At 69.6% G+C, this 17,249-nt stretch carries 20 protein-coding genes; 15 read left to right on the forward strand and 5 right to left on the reverse strand.

Features of this window, described 5'->3' with window-relative positions; genetic code table 11:
- Positions 1-126: 126 nt before the first annotated feature.
- The gene (locus tag EV670_RS14705) at positions 127-600 is read right to left on the reverse strand and encodes a tRNA (cytidine(34)-2'-O)-methyltransferase (protein ID WP_130433396.1); all 474 of its coding nucleotides are present in this window, start codon (positions 598-600) and stop codon (positions 127-129) included.
- Positions 601-647: 47 nt separating this feature from the next.
- Entirely contained in the window at positions 648-1,376 is a 729-nt protein-coding gene (locus tag EV670_RS14710; RefSeq protein WP_130433398.1) for a ComF family protein, read from the reverse strand.
- A 160-nt stretch (positions 1,377-1,536) separates the two neighbouring features.
- Between EV670_RS14710 and EV670_RS14715 the strand changes: the two genes are divergently transcribed.
- The 8 genes from EV670_RS14715 (at position 1,537) to EV670_RS14745 (ending at position 7,964) form a co-directional block, all read left to right on the forward strand.
- On the forward strand, positions 1,537-2,466 hold the full coding sequence (locus EV670_RS14715; protein ID WP_242616986.1) for a methyltransferase domain-containing protein: 930 nt from the start codon (positions 1,537-1,539) through the stop codon (positions 2,464-2,466).
- A 105-nt stretch (positions 2,467-2,571) separates the two neighbouring features.
- Positions 2,572-3,138, forward strand: coding sequence for a DUF2244 domain-containing protein (locus EV670_RS14720; RefSeq protein WP_130433402.1), 567 nt, complete (start codon positions 2,572-2,574; stop codon positions 3,136-3,138).
- 35 nt (positions 3,139-3,173) lie between these two features.
- Positions 3,174-4,364 (forward strand): cytochrome c oxidase subunit II, encoded by a 1,191-nt coding sequence (gene coxB / locus EV670_RS14725; protein ID WP_130433405.1) that lies wholly within the window; start codon positions 3,174-3,176, stop codon positions 4,362-4,364.
- A gap of 28 nt (positions 4,365-4,392) precedes the next feature.
- The gene (gene ctaD, locus EV670_RS14730) at positions 4,393-6,030 is read left to right on the forward strand and encodes a cytochrome c oxidase subunit I (protein WP_130433407.1); all 1,638 of its coding nucleotides are present in this window, start codon (positions 4,393-4,395) and stop codon (positions 6,028-6,030) included.
- A 16-nt stretch (positions 6,031-6,046) separates the two neighbouring features.
- On the forward strand, positions 6,047-6,157 hold the full coding sequence (locus EV670_RS18880; RefSeq protein WP_242616987.1) for a cytochrome oxidase small assembly protein: 111 nt from the start codon (positions 6,047-6,049) through the stop codon (positions 6,155-6,157).
- 10 nt (positions 6,158-6,167) lie between these two features.
- Positions 6,168-6,794, forward strand: a complete 627-nt coding sequence (locus EV670_RS14735) for a cytochrome c oxidase assembly protein (RefSeq protein ID WP_130433409.1) — start codon at positions 6,168-6,170, stop codon at positions 6,792-6,794.
- On the forward strand, positions 6,791-7,024 hold the full coding sequence (locus tag EV670_RS14740) for a DUF2970 domain-containing protein (RefSeq protein ID WP_130433411.1): 234 nt from the start codon (positions 6,791-6,793) through the stop codon (positions 7,022-7,024). The genes EV670_RS14735 and EV670_RS14740 overlap by 4 nt, the downstream gene beginning before the upstream one ends.
- Positions 7,025-7,079: 55 nt before the next feature.
- Positions 7,080-7,964 (forward strand): cytochrome c oxidase subunit 3, encoded by an 885-nt coding sequence (locus tag EV670_RS14745; RefSeq protein ID WP_130433413.1) that lies wholly within the window; start codon positions 7,080-7,082, stop codon positions 7,962-7,964.
- A 60-nt stretch (positions 7,965-8,024) separates the two neighbouring features.
- Here EV670_RS14745 and EV670_RS14750 read toward each other — a convergent pair whose 3' ends face one another.
- On the reverse strand, positions 8,025-8,246 hold the full coding sequence (locus EV670_RS14750) for a DUF2909 domain-containing protein (RefSeq protein WP_130433415.1): 222 nt from the start codon (positions 8,244-8,246) through the stop codon (positions 8,025-8,027).
- Positions 8,247-8,310: 64 nt separating this feature from the next.
- Here EV670_RS14750 and EV670_RS14755 point away from each other — a divergent pair, with 64 nt between their 5' ends.
- The 5 genes from EV670_RS14755 to EV670_RS14775 all read left to right on the forward strand — a co-directional run bounded on the left by EV670_RS14755 (position 8,311) and on the right by EV670_RS14775 (position 12,488).
- Positions 8,311-9,024, forward strand: coding sequence for an SURF1 family protein (locus EV670_RS14755; RefSeq protein ID WP_130433417.1), 714 nt, complete (start codon positions 8,311-8,313; stop codon positions 9,022-9,024).
- Positions 8,984-9,688, forward strand: coding sequence for an SCO family protein (locus EV670_RS14760; protein WP_130433419.1), 705 nt, complete (start codon positions 8,984-8,986; stop codon positions 9,686-9,688). Before EV670_RS14755 ends, EV670_RS14760 begins: the two co-directional genes overlap by 41 nt.
- Positions 9,689-9,695: 7 nt before the next feature.
- Positions 9,696-10,880, forward strand: coding sequence for a COX15/CtaA family protein (locus EV670_RS14765; protein WP_130433421.1), 1,185 nt, complete (start codon positions 9,696-9,698; stop codon positions 10,878-10,880).
- 73 nt (positions 10,881-10,953) lie between these two features.
- Positions 10,954-11,874, forward strand: a complete 921-nt coding sequence (cyoE, locus tag EV670_RS14770; RefSeq protein WP_130433423.1) for a heme o synthase — start codon at positions 10,954-10,956, stop codon at positions 11,872-11,874.
- Positions 11,871-12,488 (forward strand): SCO family protein, encoded by a 618-nt coding sequence (locus EV670_RS14775; RefSeq protein WP_242616989.1) that lies wholly within the window; start codon positions 11,871-11,873, stop codon positions 12,486-12,488. Before cyoE ends, EV670_RS14775 begins: the two co-directional genes overlap by 4 nt.
- Positions 12,489-12,563: 75 nt before the next feature.
- On the opposite strand, the gene rpoH is transcribed toward EV670_RS14775, so the two are convergent.
- Entirely contained in the window at positions 12,564-13,523 is a 960-nt protein-coding gene (rpoH, locus tag EV670_RS14780; protein WP_130433425.1) for an RNA polymerase sigma factor RpoH, read from the reverse strand.
- 326 nt (positions 13,524-13,849) lie between these two features.
- On the opposite strand from rpoH, the gene EV670_RS14785 reads away from it, so the two are divergent.
- Positions 13,850-14,560 (forward strand): response regulator, encoded by a 711-nt coding sequence (locus EV670_RS14785; RefSeq protein WP_207225080.1) that lies wholly within the window; start codon positions 13,850-13,852, stop codon positions 14,558-14,560.
- A gap of 21 nt (positions 14,561-14,581) precedes the next feature.
- The gene (locus EV670_RS14790; RefSeq protein WP_130433427.1) at positions 14,582-15,964 is read left to right on the forward strand and encodes a sensor histidine kinase; all 1,383 of its coding nucleotides are present in this window, start codon (positions 14,582-14,584) and stop codon (positions 15,962-15,964) included.
- A 92-nt stretch (positions 15,965-16,056) separates the two neighbouring features.
- On the opposite strand, the gene ychF is transcribed toward EV670_RS14790, so the two are convergent.
- Entirely contained in the window at positions 16,057-17,151 is a 1,095-nt protein-coding gene (gene ychF / locus EV670_RS14795; RefSeq protein ID WP_130433429.1) for a redox-regulated ATPase YchF, read from the reverse strand.
- Positions 17,152-17,249 lie beyond the last annotated feature (98 nt).

Below are 17,249 nucleotides of genomic sequence, written 5' to 3' on the forward strand. Positions count from 1 at the left end.
CGGTGCCCGGAGCTCGGATGGGCTGAATGTGGGCGTTTGCCATGCGAGCGTCTGCTGTCAAGCCTCCCGGTCTGACGCGCCTGGTGCCTGGTACTTCTTCGGGTCGCAAACAGGCAGCGCCACCCGCTAGGCTCCGCCCGCGTAGCCCAACTGGCGCCAGGCCTCGAACACCGCGACCGCGACCGCGTTGCTCAGGTTCAGGCTGCGCTGGCCGGCGCGCATCGGCAGCCGCACGCGCCGGTCTTCGCTGAACACGATGTCGCGCAGCGCCGGAGCTAGCCCCTTGCTCTCGCTGCCGAACACCAGCCAGTCGCCGGGCTGCCAGCTCACTTCGGCCAGCGGCCGGCTGCCGCGCGTGGTGAATGCGAACAGCCGCGCCGGATCGGGCGCAGCGTCGGCGACGAAGGCCGCCCACGAGGCATGGCGCTGCACCTGCGCGTACTCGTGGTAGTCGAGGCCGGCGCGCTGCAGCAGCTTGTCGTCCATCGAGAAGCCCAGCGGCTCGACCAGGTGCAGCGTGCAGCCGGTGTTGGCGGCGAGCCGGATCACGTTGCCCGTGTTGGGCGGAATCTCGGGTTCGACGAGGACGATGTTGAACATGGCGGGCGCGATGCTAGCGGAGCCCAGGGCCGCGGCTGCGCTGCCGCTCACGGCGTGCGCGCGAGCACCCAGACCTGCACCTCGCTCGCGCCGGCGGCCAGCAGCACCCGGCTCGCCTCGGCCAGCGTGGCGCCGGTGGTGAGCACGTCGTCGACCAGGGCAACGTGGCGCCCCTGCAGCTCGCCGCGCACCGCGGCGGCGACGCCGAAGGCGCCGCGCATGTTGGCCGCGCGCCGATCGCGCGGCAGCGTGATCTGGTGCGGGGTGTCGATCAGGCGCTCGAGCAGGCCGGGCCGCGCCGACAGCGCCAGTTCACGCGCGATGCCGCGGGCGAGTTCCCAAGCCTGGTTGTAGCCGCGCTCGCGCAGCCGGGTCGTGGCCAGCGGCACCGGCAGCACGAGGTCGACGGCCGGGGCCGGCTGCGCGCGCACCGCGTCGGCCAGCATGCGGCTGGCCCACGGCAGCAGGTCGAGCCCGTCGTGGAACTTCAGCGCGGACAGCAGCGCGTCCCATGGGTAGTCGTAGTCCAGCGCCGCGACCGCCGAGACCCAGGGTGGCGGCGCGCGCAGGCAGCGTCCGCACCGCACTGCCGCGTCGGTGCCGGCGGCGGCCACGTCCTGCAATCCGATCGCGCAGCCACGGCAGCGCAGGCGCAGTGGGGCAAAGCGCGCGCTGCAATCGACGCAGACGCGACCACTGCGGCCGCGACTGCTCGCAGCGCAGACCGCGCATCGGTTGGGCCACGCCGACAGCAGCGGCGGTCGCGGCAGCGTCATCGCGGGTGGGCGGGGCGGAGCATGCCGCGCTTGTCGCATGCCATCGGCGCGCCGCGCCATCCACGGTGCACGGGGTCGGTCGTGGCACGCTCCCTATACTCGCGCGCCGCGAGCGCCTGCCTGACGGCGCGATGCCCGACCCCTTGCCATTCCCGCGACCGTGAGCGCTGCCGCCGATCCCCGTCACCCCGATCCCGCCGCGCTGGACGCGGGGCTGCGCCGCGCGCAGCGGCAGCCCGAGCCCGCCTGGCTGCATCGCGAGGTCGCCCGGCGCATGGCCGAGCGGCTGGCACTGATCCGCAACCCGCCGACGCTGGTGCTCGACTGGCGGGCCGCGACCAGCGGCTCGCGCGAGTTGCTGGCGGCGCGCTATCCGGCCGCGCGCATCGATGCGGTCGAGGCCAGCACGGCGCTGGCTGCGCGCAGCGAGGAACAGCTGCGCGCGCCCTGGTGGCGGCGGCTGCGCGGCACGCCAGCGCAGGTCTGGCGCGAGGATGCGGTGCCGCCCGACGCGGCCGGCATGCTGTGGGCGAACATGGTGCTGCACCAGGCCAGCGACCCGGCGCTGGCGATCGCGCGCTGGCACGCGGCGCTGGCGGTCGACGGCTTCCTGATGTTCTCGACCTTCGGCCCCGACACGCTGCGCGAACTGCGCGCGCTCTACGCCCGTCTCGGCTGGGGCGCGCCGGGGCCTGAGTTCGTCGACATGCACGACATCGGCGATGCGTTGGTGCACGCCGGCCTTGCCGATCCGGTGATGGACATGGAGCGGTTGACGCTGAGCTGGCCCGATGCCGATGCGCTGCTGGCCGAGTTGCGCACGCTCGGCGGCAACGCCGCGCGTGCGCGCTTTGCGGGTCTGCGCACGCCGCGCTGGAAGGCGCGACTGGTCGCGGCACTGCGCGAGGAACTGGCCGGCGACGACGGGCTCCTGCGACTGAGCTTCGAGATCGTCTACGGCCATGCCTTCAAGCCGCTGCCACGCCTGCGCGTGGCGCCGACCACCACGGTCGGCGTCGAGCAATTGCGACAGCTTGCGCGTCGTCCTCGCGCCACTATGGCGCCTGGCAAGTCCGGGCCTCGGGATTGAGCCGGACCCTCGGCTAGAATCCCGCGGCTTTGTCACTCTCTCGGCGCGGTCCCGGTGGTACCGCGAAGGGTGGGCAGACGGGCTGGCGTGAGGAGCAGTCGCGACATGTCAGCACCCCCTTCGGCGTCCAACGCACCGGTCCGGCTTCGCTTCGGCCGCTGGCGCGCGGTCTCCGACGATCGATCGACAGCCGGTGTCGTCGAATGGGTGTTGCAGCGCAATTGCTCCACCACGCCAGCGCAGATGACGGCCTTCTATGGCTCGCTGTGCGTCGTGTCGCTGGGGATCGGCTCGTTCTTCTGGGCCTTCGGCGCGACGCTGGTGATGCCGTTTGCGTGGGCCGAACTGCTGTTGGTCGGCGCTGCCCTGGTGGTCTGGGCGCGCCATGCCACGGATCGCGAGCGCATCGCGCTGGCACCGGGGCGGCTGACGGTGGAGTGGCAAAGCGGTGGGCGCGTCGAGCGCGCGGAGTTCCAGCCCGACTGGGTCCGCGTCGAGCCGTGCCACGACGATCGCTCGTTGATCGAGTTGTCGGGCCAGGGGCGCAGCATCGCCGTCGGACGCTACGTCCGGCCCGAGTTGCGGCGCCAGCTGGCCGAGGAATTTCGCGCCGCGCTGAGGTCCTGGCCTCAGGAGCGGCGACCGGCCGCGGCGGTGAGCGACGCGGTCTGATGGGATTGGTTGGTTTGGTGGAAGCGAGCAAAAAGATGAGGATCAACGTCCTGTGGAACTCGGCACGCCGTGAGGTGGCCCGCCTGAGTCTCGGTGCAGCGGCCTGGACGGCCACCACTGCGGCGATGGCGCGCAACGCGGTCAACGACCTGCCCGGCGGGCCGGCGGTGCGCCAGCTCGACCTGCATCCGCCGGTGACGCGGATCGCCGAGTCGCAGATCTGGCTGCACTACCTGATGCTCGCCATCTGCACCGTGATCTTTGTCGCCGTGTTCGGCGTGATGTTCTATTCGATCCTCAAGCATCGCAAGAGCAAGGGCGCCAAGTCGGCCACCTTCCACGAGAGCGTGGGCGTCGAGATCGCCTGGACCGTGGTGCCTTTCCTGATCGTGATCCTGATGGCGCTGCCGGCCACCAAGGTCGTGGTCGCGATGAAGGACACCACCAACTCCGATCTCACGATCAAGGCCACCGGCTACCAGTGGAAGTGGGGCTACGACTACCTCAAGGGCGAAGGCGAGGGCATCGGCTTCGTCTCGACGCTGGACGCTTCGCATCGCGAGATGTCGGACGCCGGCCAGCCGGCTGGCGACAACTACCTGTTCAAGGTCGACAACCCGTTGGTGGTGCCGGTCAACAAGAAGATCCGCATCATCACGACCGCCGACGACGTGATCCACGCCTGGATGGTGCCGGCGTTCGGCGTCAAGCAGGACGCGATCCCCGGCTTCGTGCGCGACACCTGGTTCCGCGCCGAGAAGACCGGCGACTTCTACGGCCAGTGCGCCGAGCTGTGCGGCAAGGAACACGCCTACATGCCGATCCACGTGAAGGTGGTGACGCAGCAGGAGTACACCGCCTGGGTCGAGGGCGAGCGCAAGAAGCTCGCCGCCAAGGCCGACGATCCGAGCAAGGTCTGGACCCAGGAAGAGTTGCTGGCCAAGGGCGAGAAGGTCTACGCCGCCAACTGCGCCGCCTGCCACCAGGCCAACGGCAAGGGCGCCGGCCCGATCAAGGCGCTCGACGGCTCGCCGGTCGTGCTCGACGCCGACAAGGCGCACCAGATCGCCATCGTGCTCAACGGCCAGAACAACGGCGCGATGCCTGCATGGAAGCAGCTCTCGGACTCCGAGATCGCCGCCGTGATCACCTTTACCAAGAACAGCTGGTCGAACAAGACCGGACAAATCGTGCAGCCGGCCGACATCGTCGCCGCCCGCAAGTAAGTCACGGCACCAGCACAGAGGAACGAACATGAGCGCAGTTCTGGATCCCCACGGACATGCCGGCCATGCCGGCCATGGCGATCACGCCCACGACGACCACCACCCGCACGGCTGGCGCCGCTGGCTGTTCGCGACGAACCACAAGGACATCGGCACGATGTACCTGGTGTTCTCGCTGACGATGTTCATGATCGGCGGCGTGCTTGCGCTGGGCATCCGCGCCGAGCTGTTCCAGCCCGGCCTGCAACTGGTCAACCCGGAGCTGTTCAACCAGCTCACCACGATGCACGGCCTGATCATGGTGTTCGGCGCGATCATGCCGGCCTTCGTCGGCTTCGCGAACTGGATGGTGCCGCTGCAGATCGGCGCGGCCGACATGGCCTTCGCGCGGATGAACAACTTCAGCTTCTGGCTGCTGATCCCGGCCGCGCTGATGCTGGTCGGCTCGTTCTTCATGCCCGGCGGCGCGCCGGCCGCCGGCTGGACGCTCTACGCGCCGCTGACGCTGCAGATGGGCCCGTCGATGGACGCCGGCATCTTCGCGATGCACATCCTCGGCGCCAGCTCGATCATGGGCTCGATCAACATCGTCGTCACCATCCTCAACATGCGCGCGCCCGGCATGACGCTGATGAAGATGCCGCTGTTCTGCTGGACCTGGCTGATCACGGCCTACCTGCTGATCGCGGTGATGCCCGTGCTCGCCGGCGCCATCACGATGACGCTGACCGACCGCCACTTCGGCACCAGCTTCTTCAGCCCGGCCGGCGGCGGTGACCCGGTGATGTACCAGCACATCTTCTGGTTCTTCGGTCACCCCGAGGTCTACATCATGATCCTGCCGGCCTTCGGCATCGTCAGCGCGATCATCCCGGCCTTCGCCCGCAAGCGCCTGTTCGGCTACACCTCGATGGTCTACGCCACGGCGTCGATCGCGATCCTGTCGTTCATCGTCTGGGCCCACCACATGTTCACGACCGGCATGCCGGTGACGGGCCAGCTGTTCTTCATGTACGCGACGATGCTGATCGCGGTGCCCACCGGCGTGAAGATCTTCAACTGGATCGCCACCATGTGGCGCGGCTCGATGACCTTCGAGACGCCGATGCTGTTCGCGGTCGGCTTCATCTTCGTGTTCACGATGGGTGGCTTCACCGGCCTGATCCTGTCGGTGGCGCCGATCGACATCCAGCTCCAGGACACCTACTACGTCGTCGCCCACTTCCACTACGTGCTGGTGGCCGGTTCGCTCTACGCGATGTTCGCCGGCTTCTACTACTGGGCGCCCAAGTGGACCGGCGTGATGTACTCCGAGACGCGCGGCAAGATCCATTTCTGGGGCTCGCTGATCTTCTTCAACGTCACCTTCTTCCCGATGCACTTCCTGGGTCTGGCCGGCATGCCGCGTCGCTATGCCGACTACCCGATGCAGTTCACCGACTTCAACATGCTCGCCTCGGTCGGCGCCTTCGGCTTCGGCCTGATGCAGGTTTACTTCGTGCTGTTCATCGTCATCCCGGCGATGCGCGGCAAGGGTGAGAAGGCGCCGCAGAAGCCGTGGGAAGCGGCCGAGGGCCTGGAGTGGGAAGTGCCGTCGCCGGCGCCCTTCCACACCTTCGAGACGCCGCCCAAGCTCGACGCGAGCGCGACCCGCATCGTCGGCTGAGATCCGAGGCCAGGCCATGACCCCCGAGCAACGCAAGAACAACCTGCGCCTGGCGCTGATCCTGGCGAGCGTCGCGGCCGCCTTCGCGGTCGGCTTCGTCGCCAGGATGGTCCTGCTGGGCGCCTGAGTCCGACGCGATGTCGCAGCAACCCGAGTCCGGCTCCCGACCCGCAAGCCGCGTGCGCGGTGACAACCGCCGCATGCTGGGCAAGCTCGCGCTGATCGTGGCGCTGATGTTCGGCTTCGGCTACGCGCTGGTGCCGATCTACAAGCACATCTGCGAGAAGCTCGGCATCAACGTGCTGTCGCTGTCGGAGCGGGTGGTCAACGGATCGAGCACCACCCGGCCGGCCAACACCCAGGTCGACCGCAGCCGCACCATCACCGTCGAGTTCGACGCCAACTCGCGCGGGCCCTGGGAGTTCAAGCCGATGGTGCGCTCGCTCGAGGTCCATCCGGGCGAACTGACCACCGTGATGTACGAGTTCGTCAACGTCCAGAACCGCACGATGGCGGCGCAGGCGATCCCGAGCTACGCGCCCAAGCAGGCCACCGCGCACTTCAACAAGATCGAGTGCTTCTGCTTCAACGAGTACACGCTGGCACCGGGCGAGCGCAAGCAGTGGCCGGTGGTGTTCTACATCGACCCCAAGCTGCCCGGCGACGTGCGCACCATCACGCTGAGCTACACCTTCTTCGAGGTCGGCGGCAAGAAGGTGGCGAGCCCGTCCGCTGTCGTGCCGCTCCTGGGGAGTGCATCGTGAGCGACGATCTCAAGGCCGCCGCCCAGCGCGAGGGCTCGTTCTTGCGGACCGCCAAGGCGATCGCATGGGCCTTCTTCGGCGTGCGCAAGGATTCGAGCTACCACGAGGATCTCGCCAAGCTCAATCCGGTCCACGTGCTGGTCGCCGGCGTGGCCGGCGCCGCGCTCTTCGTGCTGGCGCTCGTGCTGCTGGTGCGCTGGGTGATCGGCAGCGGCGTCGCCACCGGCTGAGCCCTCGTTTCGTCAAGATCAAAGAATTCAACCGCACAGGTTTTCAGGAGCAACCATGTCGGCAGCCAGCCACCAAGGCACCACGCCCTACTACTTCGTCCCCGGCCCCTCGCGGCATCCGGTCCTGGCCTCGGTCGGCCTGTTCTTCGTGATCCTCGGCGCGGGCCAGTGGATCAACGGCCATGGCTGGGGCGCGTACTCGCTGCTGTTCGGCCTGCTCTGGTGGGCCTTCGTGCTGCAGCAGTGGTTCCGCGAGGCCATCGGCGAGAGCGAGGGCGGGCTCTACGGCGACCGCGTCGATGTCTCGTTCCGCTGGAGCATGAGCTGGTTCATCTTCAGCGAGGTGATGTTCTTTGCCGCCTTCTTCGGCGCGCTGTACTGGGCCCGTGTGCATGCGGTGCCCAGCCTCGGCAGCCTCGACAACGCGGTGCTGTGGCCCGACTTCAAGGGCGGCTGGCCGAGCGCGGTGCCGGGCGCCACGGCCTCGCCGGCCGGGATCGTCGAGCCCTTCTACACGATGGGTCCGTGGCCGCTGCCGACCATCAACACCGCGCTGCTGCTGACCTCCGGCGTCACGCTGACCATTGCCCACCATGCGCTGGTGGCCGGCCAGCGCAGCAAGACGATCCTCTGGATGTGGATCACGGTGCTGCTCGGCATCACCTTCCTCGGCGTCCAGGCCTACGAGTACTGGCATGCCTACAACGAGCTGAACCTCAAGCTCAGCAGCGGCATCTACGGCTCGACCTTCTTCATGCTGACCGGCTTCCACGGCTTCCACGTGTTCGTCGGCATGCTGATGCTGCTGTTCATCACGATCCGGCTGATGAAGGGCCACTTCACGCCGGAGCGGCACTTCGGCTTCGAGGGTGCCGCGTGGTACTGGCACTTCGTCGACGTGGTCTGGCTCGGCCTGTACATCGTCGTCTACTGGATGTAGCGGGCGTGGCGGCCACGCCGCCATGCCCCTGTGCAAAGAGCGCCGCGTCCGGCGCTCTTTCTACTTTCCGGCCTGCAGTCCGGTCGGCTGGATCCAGCCGAACTGCCAGGCCAGCAGCACCATCAGGAACAGCGCGACCGACAGGCCGACCCGCCACGCCAGCGCGTTGGCCATGCGATGGCTCTTGGGTTCCCCCGGCTTGCCGTTCTTGAGCATGGCGCGGCCGGCGCCGAACAACGCCGCCAGGATGGCGACGAACATCAATGCAATCACGAACTTCATGCTCTCACTGTAGGCGATCGGCGCCGCGACCCACGCACCCTGATGCCTCGTCCACCGTTGGCCAATGAGTGAAAGCAGTCGCCGCTGGATCGTGCTCGCCGCCACGCTGCTCGTGATGGCGCTGACGGCGCGGCTGGGCGTCTGGCAGCTCTCGCGCGCGACGCAGAAGGAGGCGCTGCAAGCCAGCGTCGACAGCCGGCGCGCGCTGCCGCCGCTGGCCGCCGCCGACCTGGCGCGCGACGCGACCGCCGCGGCCGATCAGCGTCACCGGCGCATCGGCGTCAGCGGCCGCTGGCTGCCGCAGCACACGATCTATCTCGAGAATCGCCAGCGCCAGGCCCGGCCCGGCTTCGAGGTGCTGACCCCGCTCGAGCTGGCGCCGGGCGACGTGGTGCTGGTGCAGCGCGGCTGGGCGCCGCGCGACCTGCACGATCGCACCCGCGTGCCAACGGTGGCGACGCCGGCCGGCGTGATCGCCATCGAGGCACGCATCGCCCCGGCGCCGGCGCGGCTGTACAGCTTTGCGTCCGACGAACGCGGCCCGCTTCGGCAGAATCTCGACCTCGACGCCTTTGCGCGCGAGACCGGCCTCGCGTTGCGGCCGCTGTCGCTGCAGCAGCTCGACGCCGCCGCCGACGGCCTGTCGCGCGACTGGCCGGCACCGGCGGTCGACGTGCACCGGCACTACGGCTATGCCTTCCAATGGTTTGCTCTCTGCGCGCTCGTCGCCGCACTCTATGTCTGGTTCCAACTCATCCGCCCGCGCCGACGCCGCTGAGCAGCCGCTCGGCATGACGGTGCACGGTCTGCAGCCCGCGGTGCTCGACGAACCGCGCGACCCGCAGGCCGCGCGCCGCGGCCGCATGAAGATGCTGCTCGTGCTGCTGGTTTGTGCGGCCCCGGTGATCGCGTCCTACTTCACCTACTACGTGATCCGGCCGCAGGGCCGCGTCAACCACGGCGAGCTGGTCGAGCCGCAGCGCAGCCTGCCGCCGGCGGCCGCCTTGCCGCTGACGGCGCTCGACGGCAGCCCCTTCGATGCGGCTCAGCTCAAGGGCCAGTGGCTGCTGGTCGCGGTCGGCGGTGGTGCCTGCGACGCGCAGTGCGAGCAACAGCTCTACCTGCAGCGCCAGTTGCGCGAGGCGCTCGGCAAGGAGAAGGAGCGCGTCGATCGCGTCTGGCTGGTCGACGACGCCGCGCCGGTGCGCGCCGAACTGCTGCCCGGGCTGCAGGGTGCCACCGTGCTGCGCGCGCCGCCCGCGGCGCTGGCAGCCTGGCTGCCGGCGGCGCAGGACGACACGCTGCGGGCGCACTTCTTCGTGGTCGACCCGCTCGGCAACCTGATGATGCGCTTCCCGGCGCCGAGCGACGGCAAGAAGATCCAGCGCGACCTCGGCAAGCTGCTGCGTGCCTCGGCCGGCTGGGACAAGCCCGGACGCTGAAGCGACCATGCTCGCAACCTCGCTCGTGAACCTGGCGCCGCTGGCGCAGATGGCGCTGCTCGGCTGCCTGATCGCGCTCGGGCCGCTGGTCTGGGTCTGGGCCCGTCACCGCGGTGCCGACGCGGCCGGCAAGCGCCGCGCATTGACGCTGCTCACGCTGTTCCTGACCTTCGATCTGGTGCTGTTCGGCGCCTTCACGCGCCTCACAGATTCCGGCCTCGGCTGCCCCGACTGGCCCGGCTGCTACGGCAGCGCCAGCCCGCTCGGCGCCGCCGAGGAGATCCACGCCGCCCAGAGCGCGCAGCCGAGCGGGCCGGTCACGCAGCGCAAGGCCTGGATCGAGATGGTGCATCGCTACCTCGCCACCGCGGTCGGCGTGCTGATCACGGTCGGCATGGTGCTGGAGTGGCTGGCCTGGCGGCGGGAACGGCGCGAGCGGCACGGGCCACGGACAGCGGCGCCGGGCTGGGCCACGCTGACCTTTGTCTGGGTCTGCGTACAGGGTGCCTTCGGTGCGCTGACGGTGACGCTCAAGCTCTACCCGGCCATCGTCACCGCGCACCTGCTCGGCGGCATGGTGCTGCTGGCCTTGCTGGCGGCGCAGGCCAGCGCGGTACATCGCGACAGCATCCCGGTCACGCGCGGGCTGCGCCTAGGCCTCGCGCTGGTGGCGTTGCTGACGGCGGGCCAGATCGCGCTCGGCGGCTGGGTCAGCACCAACTACGCAGTGCTGGCCTGCACCGGCTTCCCCACCTGCCAGGGCCAGTGGTGGCCGTCCGGCATGGACTGGGAGCACGGCTTCTCGATCCTGCGCCCGCTGGGCGCCGGCATGGGCGGCGAGGGCTACCTGCCGTTCGGGGCGCTGGTCGCGATCCACATGGTGCATCGGGTCGGCGCGCTCATCCTGCTGCCGCTGCTGGTCGCGCTGGGCCTCATGCTGTGGCGCACGCGGGCGGCGTCGCTGCGGCCCTTTGCGCTCGGCCTGTGGGGCGTGGCGCTCTGGCAAAGCGCCAGCGGCATCTCCAATGTCGTGCTCGGCTGGCCGCTGGCGGCCGCGGTCGCCCATACCGCCGGCGCGGCGGCGCTGGTGGTCCTGCTGACGACGCTGTGGGTGCGCGTCGGCGTCGCGGCGCCGGCGATCGCGGGCCGGCCAGCGGTGGCGCCGGTCGAGCCGCGCCTGGCGCGGCGCTAGACGACAATTCGCGATCGACCGCCCGCGCGCCCGCCACCTGTTTCAACCGCTTCCCGTCCTGCCCGAGTCCAGCGTGTCCGCGCCTGCTTCCACCGTCACCTCGCCCGCGAGCCAGTTGCCCGCGCGCTGGCGCCAGTTCCTCGTGCTGACCAAGCCGCGCGTGGTGCAGCTGATCGTGTTCTGCGCGCTGATCGGCATGCTGCTGGCGGTGCCCGGCTGGCCCAATGCCGGCGAGTGGGGCACGGTGCTGGCCGCCAGCGTCGGCATCTGGCTGGTGGCCAGCGCGGCGGCTGCCTTCAACTGCCTGGTCGAGGAGCGCATCGATGCGCGCATGAAGCGCACCGCCTGGCGGCCCACCGCGCGCGGCCAACTGAGCCGGACCCAGACGCTGAGCTTTGCCGGGCTGCTGTGCGCCGCCGGCAGCCTGCTGCTGTGGCTGGCGGTCAACCCGCTGACGATGTGGCTGACCTTCGGCACCTTCGTCGGCTATGCGGTCGTCTACACCGTCATCCTCAAGCCGCTGACGCCGCAGAACATCGTCATCGGCGGCGCCTCCGGCGCGATGCCGCCGCTGCTGGGCTGGGCCGCGATGCGCGGCGAGGTCGGCCCCGAGGCGCTGATGCTGTTCCTGATCATCTTCCTCTGGACGCCGCCGCATTTCTGGGCGCTGGCGCTGTACCGCGTCGAGGACTACGCCCGCGCCGGCCTGCCGATGCTGCCGGTGACCCACGGCAACGAGTTCACGCGGCTGCAGATCCTGCTCTACACGCTGGTGCTGTTCGCGGCGACGCTGCTGCCCTTCGTCTACGGCATGAGCGGCTGGATCTACCTGCTGGCGGCGGTGCTGCTCGGCGCCGGCTTCTGCTGGTACGGCTTTCGGCTCTGGCGCGCCTACAGCGAGCCGCTGGCGCGCCAGACCTTCCGCTTCTCGATCTGGCACCTGTCGCTGCTGTTCGCGGCGTTGCTGCTCGACCACTACCTGCTGCCCGCATGAACAACGCCATGATCCGACGCTACCTGCTGCTGGTCGCCACCGGCCTTCTCACCGTTGCCCTGGCCGGCTGCGACAAGCTGCCCGGCGTCTCCGCACCCAAGGCCGAATTCAAGGCGGTCGACATCACCGGCACCGAGATGGGCAAGGGCCTCGTGCTCAGCGACGTCGATGGCAAGTCGCGCACGATGGCCGACTTCAAGGGCAAGGTCACGGTCGTGTTCTTCGGCTTCACCCAATGCCCGGACGTCTGTCCGACCACGCTGGCCGAGTTCGTCGCGATCAAGAAGGCGCTCGGCGCCGATGGCGCCAGGCTGCAGCCGGTGTTCATCAGCGTCGATCCCGAGCGCGACACGGCCGAGATCCTCAAGGCCTACATGGCCGCCTTCGACCCGGGCTTCGTCGCGCTGCGCGGCACGCTCGACCAGACCGCGGCCGCCGCCAAGTCCTTCAAGGCCTTCTACCAGAAGGTGCCGGGCAAGACGCCCGGCAGCTACACGATGGACCACACCGCCGGCAGCTACGTCTTCGATGCCGACGGCCGGGCACGGCTGTTCGTGCGCTATGGCCAGCCGGTGGAAGACTGGGTCAGCGACCTCAAGCAGCTGATGAGCTGAGCCTGCGACTTGCGCAATGAAAACGGGCCCGCATTGCGGGCCCGTCTTGCCGGAGCTGGCGAAGCAGCCGCGGGTTCAGGCAGCCTCTACCGCCAGTGCGGCGCGCATCTTCTTCATCGCCGCCACCTCGATCTGGCGGATCCGCTCGGCGCTGACACCGTACTCGGCGGCCAGGTCGTGCAGCGTCAAGCCGCCCGAACCGTCGTCCTTGACCTGCAGCCAGCGGCTCTCGACGATGCGCCGGCTGCGCGGATCGAGCGACTCGAGCGCGCGCGCGATGCCGTCGCCGGCCAGCGCGTCGCGACGCTTGGACTCGATCAGCCGGCTCGGCTCCTCGCGCTCGTCGGCGAGGTAGGTGATCGGGCCGAAGGCGTCCTCGCCATCGTCGGGCGTCGGGTCGAGCGCGACCTCGCCGCCGGCCATGCGCGTCTCCATCTCGATGACTTCCTCGCGCTTGACGTTGAGCTGCGCGGCCACCAGGTCGATCTCGGCGGAGGAGAGCGACTGGCGATGCACGTCGGCGTCGGCCGCGCCGTTCTTGAAGTCGCGCTTCATCGAGCGCAGGTTGAAGAACAGCTTGCGCTGCGCCTTGGTCGTCGCGACCTTCACCAGGCGCCAGTTCTTGAGGATGTACTCGTGGATCTCGGCCTTGATCCAGTGCAGCGCATAGCTCACCAGACGCACGCCCTGGCCCGGGTCGAAGCGCTTGACGGCCTTCATCAGGCCGACATTGCCTTCCTGGATCAGGTCGCCGTGCGGCAGGCCGTAGCCCAGGTACTGGCGCGAGATCGACACCACCAGGCGCAGGTGCGACAGCACCAGCCGGCTGGCGGCCTCGAGATCGTTGTGCTCGCGCAGGCGGGTCGCAAAGCGCAGTTCTTCTTCGGGCGTCAGCAACGGCAGGCGGTTGGCGGCGCTGATGTAGGCGTCGAGATTGCCCAGCGACGGAACCATCGCCCACGGATCGCGCGCCGCCAGCGCGCGCGGGCTCGCGAGCGCCGGGGTCAGGGGCAGGGATGCGGTAGCAGCGGTCATGAATGTCGTCCTCTTCGGCGAATATTAGCACTCCATCTGACCGAGTGCTAAAGCCGCAGGGTTTCTGAGTGAATGCGCAGAAACAAGCCGATTCTTTGGCACATATGACAGCGTGCGCACACATTCTAGCGATGTGGGATTGTGCACGTGCTGGCGGCCCCGCAGCTGTCAGGATCGAAGAGGCCGGCACGCGGCGCTAGACTGCTTCCATGGCCGGGGCCTGTCTGTCCCGAGCATGAGGATCCGGGGGAGCCATTGATGTCCGTTGCCGTCCTGCGGGGGAACGCCCTGCCGCCATCGATCGCCGGCGACGGGGCCTTTGTCTGATGGGTAGCCGTACGCTGCACGTCCTGCTCGCCGAGGACGACCCCGCGCTTGCCGAGTCCACCGCGCGCGCGCTGCGCTCGCAGGGCTGGGAGGTGGACCACACACCGCGCGGCGAGCCGGTGCCCGGCTCGCTCGCCGCCGATCCCTACGATCTGCTGATCCTCGACATCGGCCTGGCCGGCATCGACGGCTTCGAGACCCTGCGCCGCGTGCGCGAGCAGGGGCTGCAGACGCCGGTGCTGATCCTGACCGCGCGCGACGCGGTGGAAGACCGGGTCCGCGGCCTCGAGTCGGGTGCCGACGACTACCTCGTCAAGCCCTTCGCGTTGGCCGAACTGATCGCACGCGTGCGCGTGCTCACGCGTCGCCACCGGGTGCGCGCCGGCAGCGAACTGTCGATGGGCAGCCTGCGCATGGACCTCACCGCGCGTCGGGCCTGGATCGGCGAGCAGCCGCTCGAGCTCTCGGTGCGCGAATGGTCGGTGCTCGAGTACCTGCTCGGTCGCGTCGGCCATGTGATCGGCAAGGAGCAGATCCTGCAGGCGATCAGCGGCTGGGGCGACGCGCTGTCGGAAAACGCGGTCGAGGTCTACGTCTCGCGGCTGCGGCCCAAGATCGAGCCGGCCGGTCTGCGCATCCGCGCCGTGCGCGGTTTCGGCTACCTGGTGGAAGAGGCCGCCACGACGACGGCTGCCGAGCCGGATCGATAGCGCCGGCGACCGGCCGCCCCGATGCTGCGCAGCCTCAAGGCCACCCTACTGCTGTCCGTGTTCCTGCTGACGGTGCTGATCGCGCCGGTGCGGGTCTGGCTCAACGCGCGCCAGGAGATCTCGCGCGGCGTCGATGCATTCGACCAGGCATTGACCGACACCGCCTTCGGGCTCGGTGCGCAGATCCTGCCGGCGTCAGGCCCCGAGCCGAAGCCGGGCTTCGAGTTGCATCCGCAGGCCGAGGCGCTGCTGCGCGCGAACCAGACCGAACGGGTCTGGTACGCGGTGCTCGAGCCGGGCGGAGGCCTGATCGGCGGCGATGCCGCGCTGGCGGCGGTGCCGACGCCCGGCGGCCCGGGCGACGCGCGCCGCGCCGTCGACGTGGCGATCGGCACCGAGCCGGCGCGCATGGTCAGCCTGGCGGTCGACTGCGGGCTCGAACTGCCGTGCGAGGTGCGCGTGGCCGAGTCGATGGGCCGGCGCGAAGCCGCGCGCAGCGAGGCGGTGCGCGGCATCGTGTTGCTGTCGGTGGCGGCGGTGCTGTGCTTTGCCCTGGCGATCTGGGCGGTGGTGAGCTACGCGATGCGGCCGCTGAAGTCGATCAACCGCCAGCTGTCCGAGCGTTCGCTCGATGACCTGCGCCCGCTCGCGCGCGGCCGCGCGCCGAGCGAGGTGCGACCCTTGCTCGACGCCATCGACCAGTTGCTGCGACGCGTGGCCGGCGAATCGGCACGTCAGCGCCATTTCATCGCCGACGCTGCGCACCAGCTGCGCACGCCGCTGACGGCCCTGCGCACCGAGGCCGAGCTGGCGCTGCTCGAAGCGCATCCGCACGAGATCGACGCGACGCTTCGGCGCGTGCATCGCAGTGCCGAGCGCGCGGCGCGGCTGGCCGAGCAGTTGCTCGCGCTCGCCCGCAGCGAGGCCAGCCGGCGCGATCCGGTGGCCGGCGAGCCGGTGGATCTCAAGGCGATGGCGCAGGAAGCCGCCCAGGACTGGGTGCCGCGTGCGCTCGAGCGCGGCGCCGACCTCGGCTTCCAGCTCGCGCCGGTCATGGTGCGGGCGCGCGCCGAGCTGCTACGCGAACTGCTCGGCAACCTGGTCCACAACGCGCTCGAGTACGCGCAGGGCGCGGAAGGCGGCGCCCGCATCACGGTGCGCACGCGCGCCGATGGCGGCCGGGCGGTGCTCGAGGTCGAGGACAACGGCCCCGGCGTGGCGGTGGCCGACCGCGAGCGCGTCTTCGAGCGCTTCTACCGCGCCGCCGGCGCGCCCGGCAACGGCAGCGGGCTGGGCCTGGCCATCGTGCGCGACATCGCCGGCGCGCATGGCGGCACTGTCGAACTGCTCGATGCGAACGAGGGCGGCGGGCTGCTGGTGAGGGTCAGCTTCGCGCGGCTGTAGCGCGGTCGCCGGGCGCCGGGCCGCCCCAAGCCTGGCACGCCCCCTCGGGGGGCAGCGCCGCGGCGCCGCCGCAAGCGTGGGGGCTCAACACCCTAGACGTTGAACAGGAAGTTCAGCACGTCGCCGTCCTTGACGACGTAGTCCTTGCCTTCGGCGCGCATCTTGCCGGCGTCCTTGGCACCCTGCTCGCCCTTGTAGGCGATGTAGTCCTCGTAGGCGATGGTCTGGGCGCGGATGAAGCCGCGCTCGAAGTCGGTGTGGATCACGCCGGCCGCGTTGGGCGCGGTGTCGCCGATGTGGATGGTCCAGGCCCGCACTTCCTTGACGCCGGCCGTGAAGTAGGTCTGCAGGCCGAGCAGCTTGAAGGCGGCGCGGATCAGGCGGTTCAGGCCCGGCTCGTCCTGGCCCATCTCGGCCAGGAACATCGTGCGGTCCTCGTCCTCCATGTCGGCCAGCTCGGCCTCGGTCTTGGCGCAGATCGCCACCACCGGTGCGTTCTGCGTCAGCGCGTACTCGCGCAGCTTGTCCAGGTGCGGGTTGTTCTCGAAGCCGGTCTCGCTGACGTTGCCGACGAACATCGCCGGCTTGGCGGTGATCAGGCACAGCGGCTTGAGGATCACCAGCTCTTCCTTGCTCCACTCGATGCCGCGCACCGGTTTCGCCTGGTCGAGGGCGGCCTGGCACTTCTCGAGCACCTTGACCAGCGCCGCGGCCTCCTTGTCGTTGCCCGAGCGCGCCGCCTTGTTGTAGCGGTGCAGGCTCTTCTCGACGGTGCCGAGGTCGGCCAGGCAGAGCTCGGTCTGGATCACCTCGATGTCGGCGATCGGGTCGATCTTGTTGGCGACGTGGATGACGTTGTCGTCCTCGAAGCAGCGCACCACGTTGACGATCGCGTCGGTCTCGCGGATGTGGCTCAGGAACTGGTTTCCGAGGCCCTCGCCCTTGCTGGCGCCGGCCACCAGCCCGGCGATGTCGACGAACTCGACGATCGCCGGCAGCACCCGCTCCGGCATGACGATCTCGGCCAGCTTCTGCAGCCGCGGATCGGGCAGCTCGACCACGCCGACGTTCGGCTCGATCGTGCAGAAGGGATAGTTCTCGGCCGCGATGCCGGCCTTGGTCAGGGCGTTGAAAAGGGTGGACTTGCCGACGTTGGGCAGGCCCACGATGCCGCATTGGAGGCTCATGGCAGGCTGGGATCGAGGGGAGGAGGGCCGCGCCGCGCAATCTGCGGGTCCGGGGCGATGCTGCGATTTTAAGGCCCCGCCTGCAGCGGCGCCCGGGC

The sequence above is a fragment of the Rivibacter subsaxonicus genome (assembly GCF_004217215.1).
In the GTDB taxonomy this organism is placed as follows: Bacteria; Pseudomonadota; Gammaproteobacteria; order Burkholderiales; family Burkholderiaceae_C; genus Rivibacter; species Rivibacter subsaxonicus.

Coding starts and splice junctions, on each gene's coding strand:
- EV670_RS14705 (WP_130433396.1), bottom strand. CDS start 600: ATGTTCAACATCGTCCTCGTCGAACCCGAGATTCCGCCCAACACGGGC.
- EV670_RS14710 (WP_130433398.1), bottom strand. CDS start 1,376: ATGACGCTGCCGCGACCGCCGCTGCTGTCGGCGTGGCCCAACCGATGC.
- EV670_RS14720 (WP_130433402.1), top strand. CDS start 2,572: ATGTCAGCACCCCCTTCGGCGTCCAACGCACCGGTCCGGCTTCGCTTC.
- coxB (WP_130433405.1), top strand. CDS start 3,174: ATGAGGATCAACGTCCTGTGGAACTCGGCACGCCGTGAGGTGGCCCGC.
- ctaD (WP_130433407.1), top strand. CDS start 4,393: ATGAGCGCAGTTCTGGATCCCCACGGACATGCCGGCCATGCCGGCCAT.
- EV670_RS18880 (WP_242616987.1), top strand. CDS start 6,047: ATGACCCCCGAGCAACGCAAGAACAACCTGCGCCTGGCGCTGATCCTG.
- EV670_RS14735 (WP_130433409.1), top strand. CDS start 6,168: ATGTCGCAGCAACCCGAGTCCGGCTCCCGACCCGCAAGCCGCGTGCGC.
- EV670_RS14745 (WP_130433413.1), top strand. CDS start 7,080: ATGTCGGCAGCCAGCCACCAAGGCACCACGCCCTACTACTTCGTCCCC.
- EV670_RS14750 (WP_130433415.1), bottom strand. CDS start 8,246: ATGAAGTTCGTGATTGCATTGATGTTCGTCGCCATCCTGGCGGCGTTG.
- EV670_RS14755 (WP_130433417.1), top strand. CDS start 8,311: ATGAGTGAAAGCAGTCGCCGCTGGATCGTGCTCGCCGCCACGCTGCTC.
- EV670_RS14760 (WP_130433419.1), top strand. CDS start 8,984: ATGTCTGGTTCCAACTCATCCGCCCGCGCCGACGCCGCTGAGCAGCCG.
- EV670_RS14765 (WP_130433421.1), top strand. CDS start 9,696: ATGCTCGCAACCTCGCTCGTGAACCTGGCGCCGCTGGCGCAGATGGCG.
- EV670_RS14775 (WP_242616989.1), top strand. CDS start 11,871: ATGAACAACGCCATGATCCGACGCTACCTGCTGCTGGTCGCCACCGGC.
- rpoH (WP_130433425.1), bottom strand. CDS start 13,523: ATGACCGCTGCTACCGCATCCCTGCCCCTGACCCCGGCGCTCGCGAGC.
- EV670_RS14785 (WP_207225080.1), top strand. CDS start 13,850: ATGGGTAGCCGTACGCTGCACGTCCTGCTCGCCGAGGACGACCCCGCG.
- EV670_RS14790 (WP_130433427.1), top strand. CDS start 14,582: ATGCTGCGCAGCCTCAAGGCCACCCTACTGCTGTCCGTGTTCCTGCTG.
- ychF (WP_130433429.1), bottom strand. CDS start 17,151: ATGAGCCTCCAATGCGGCATCGTGGGCCTGCCCAACGTCGGCAAGTCC.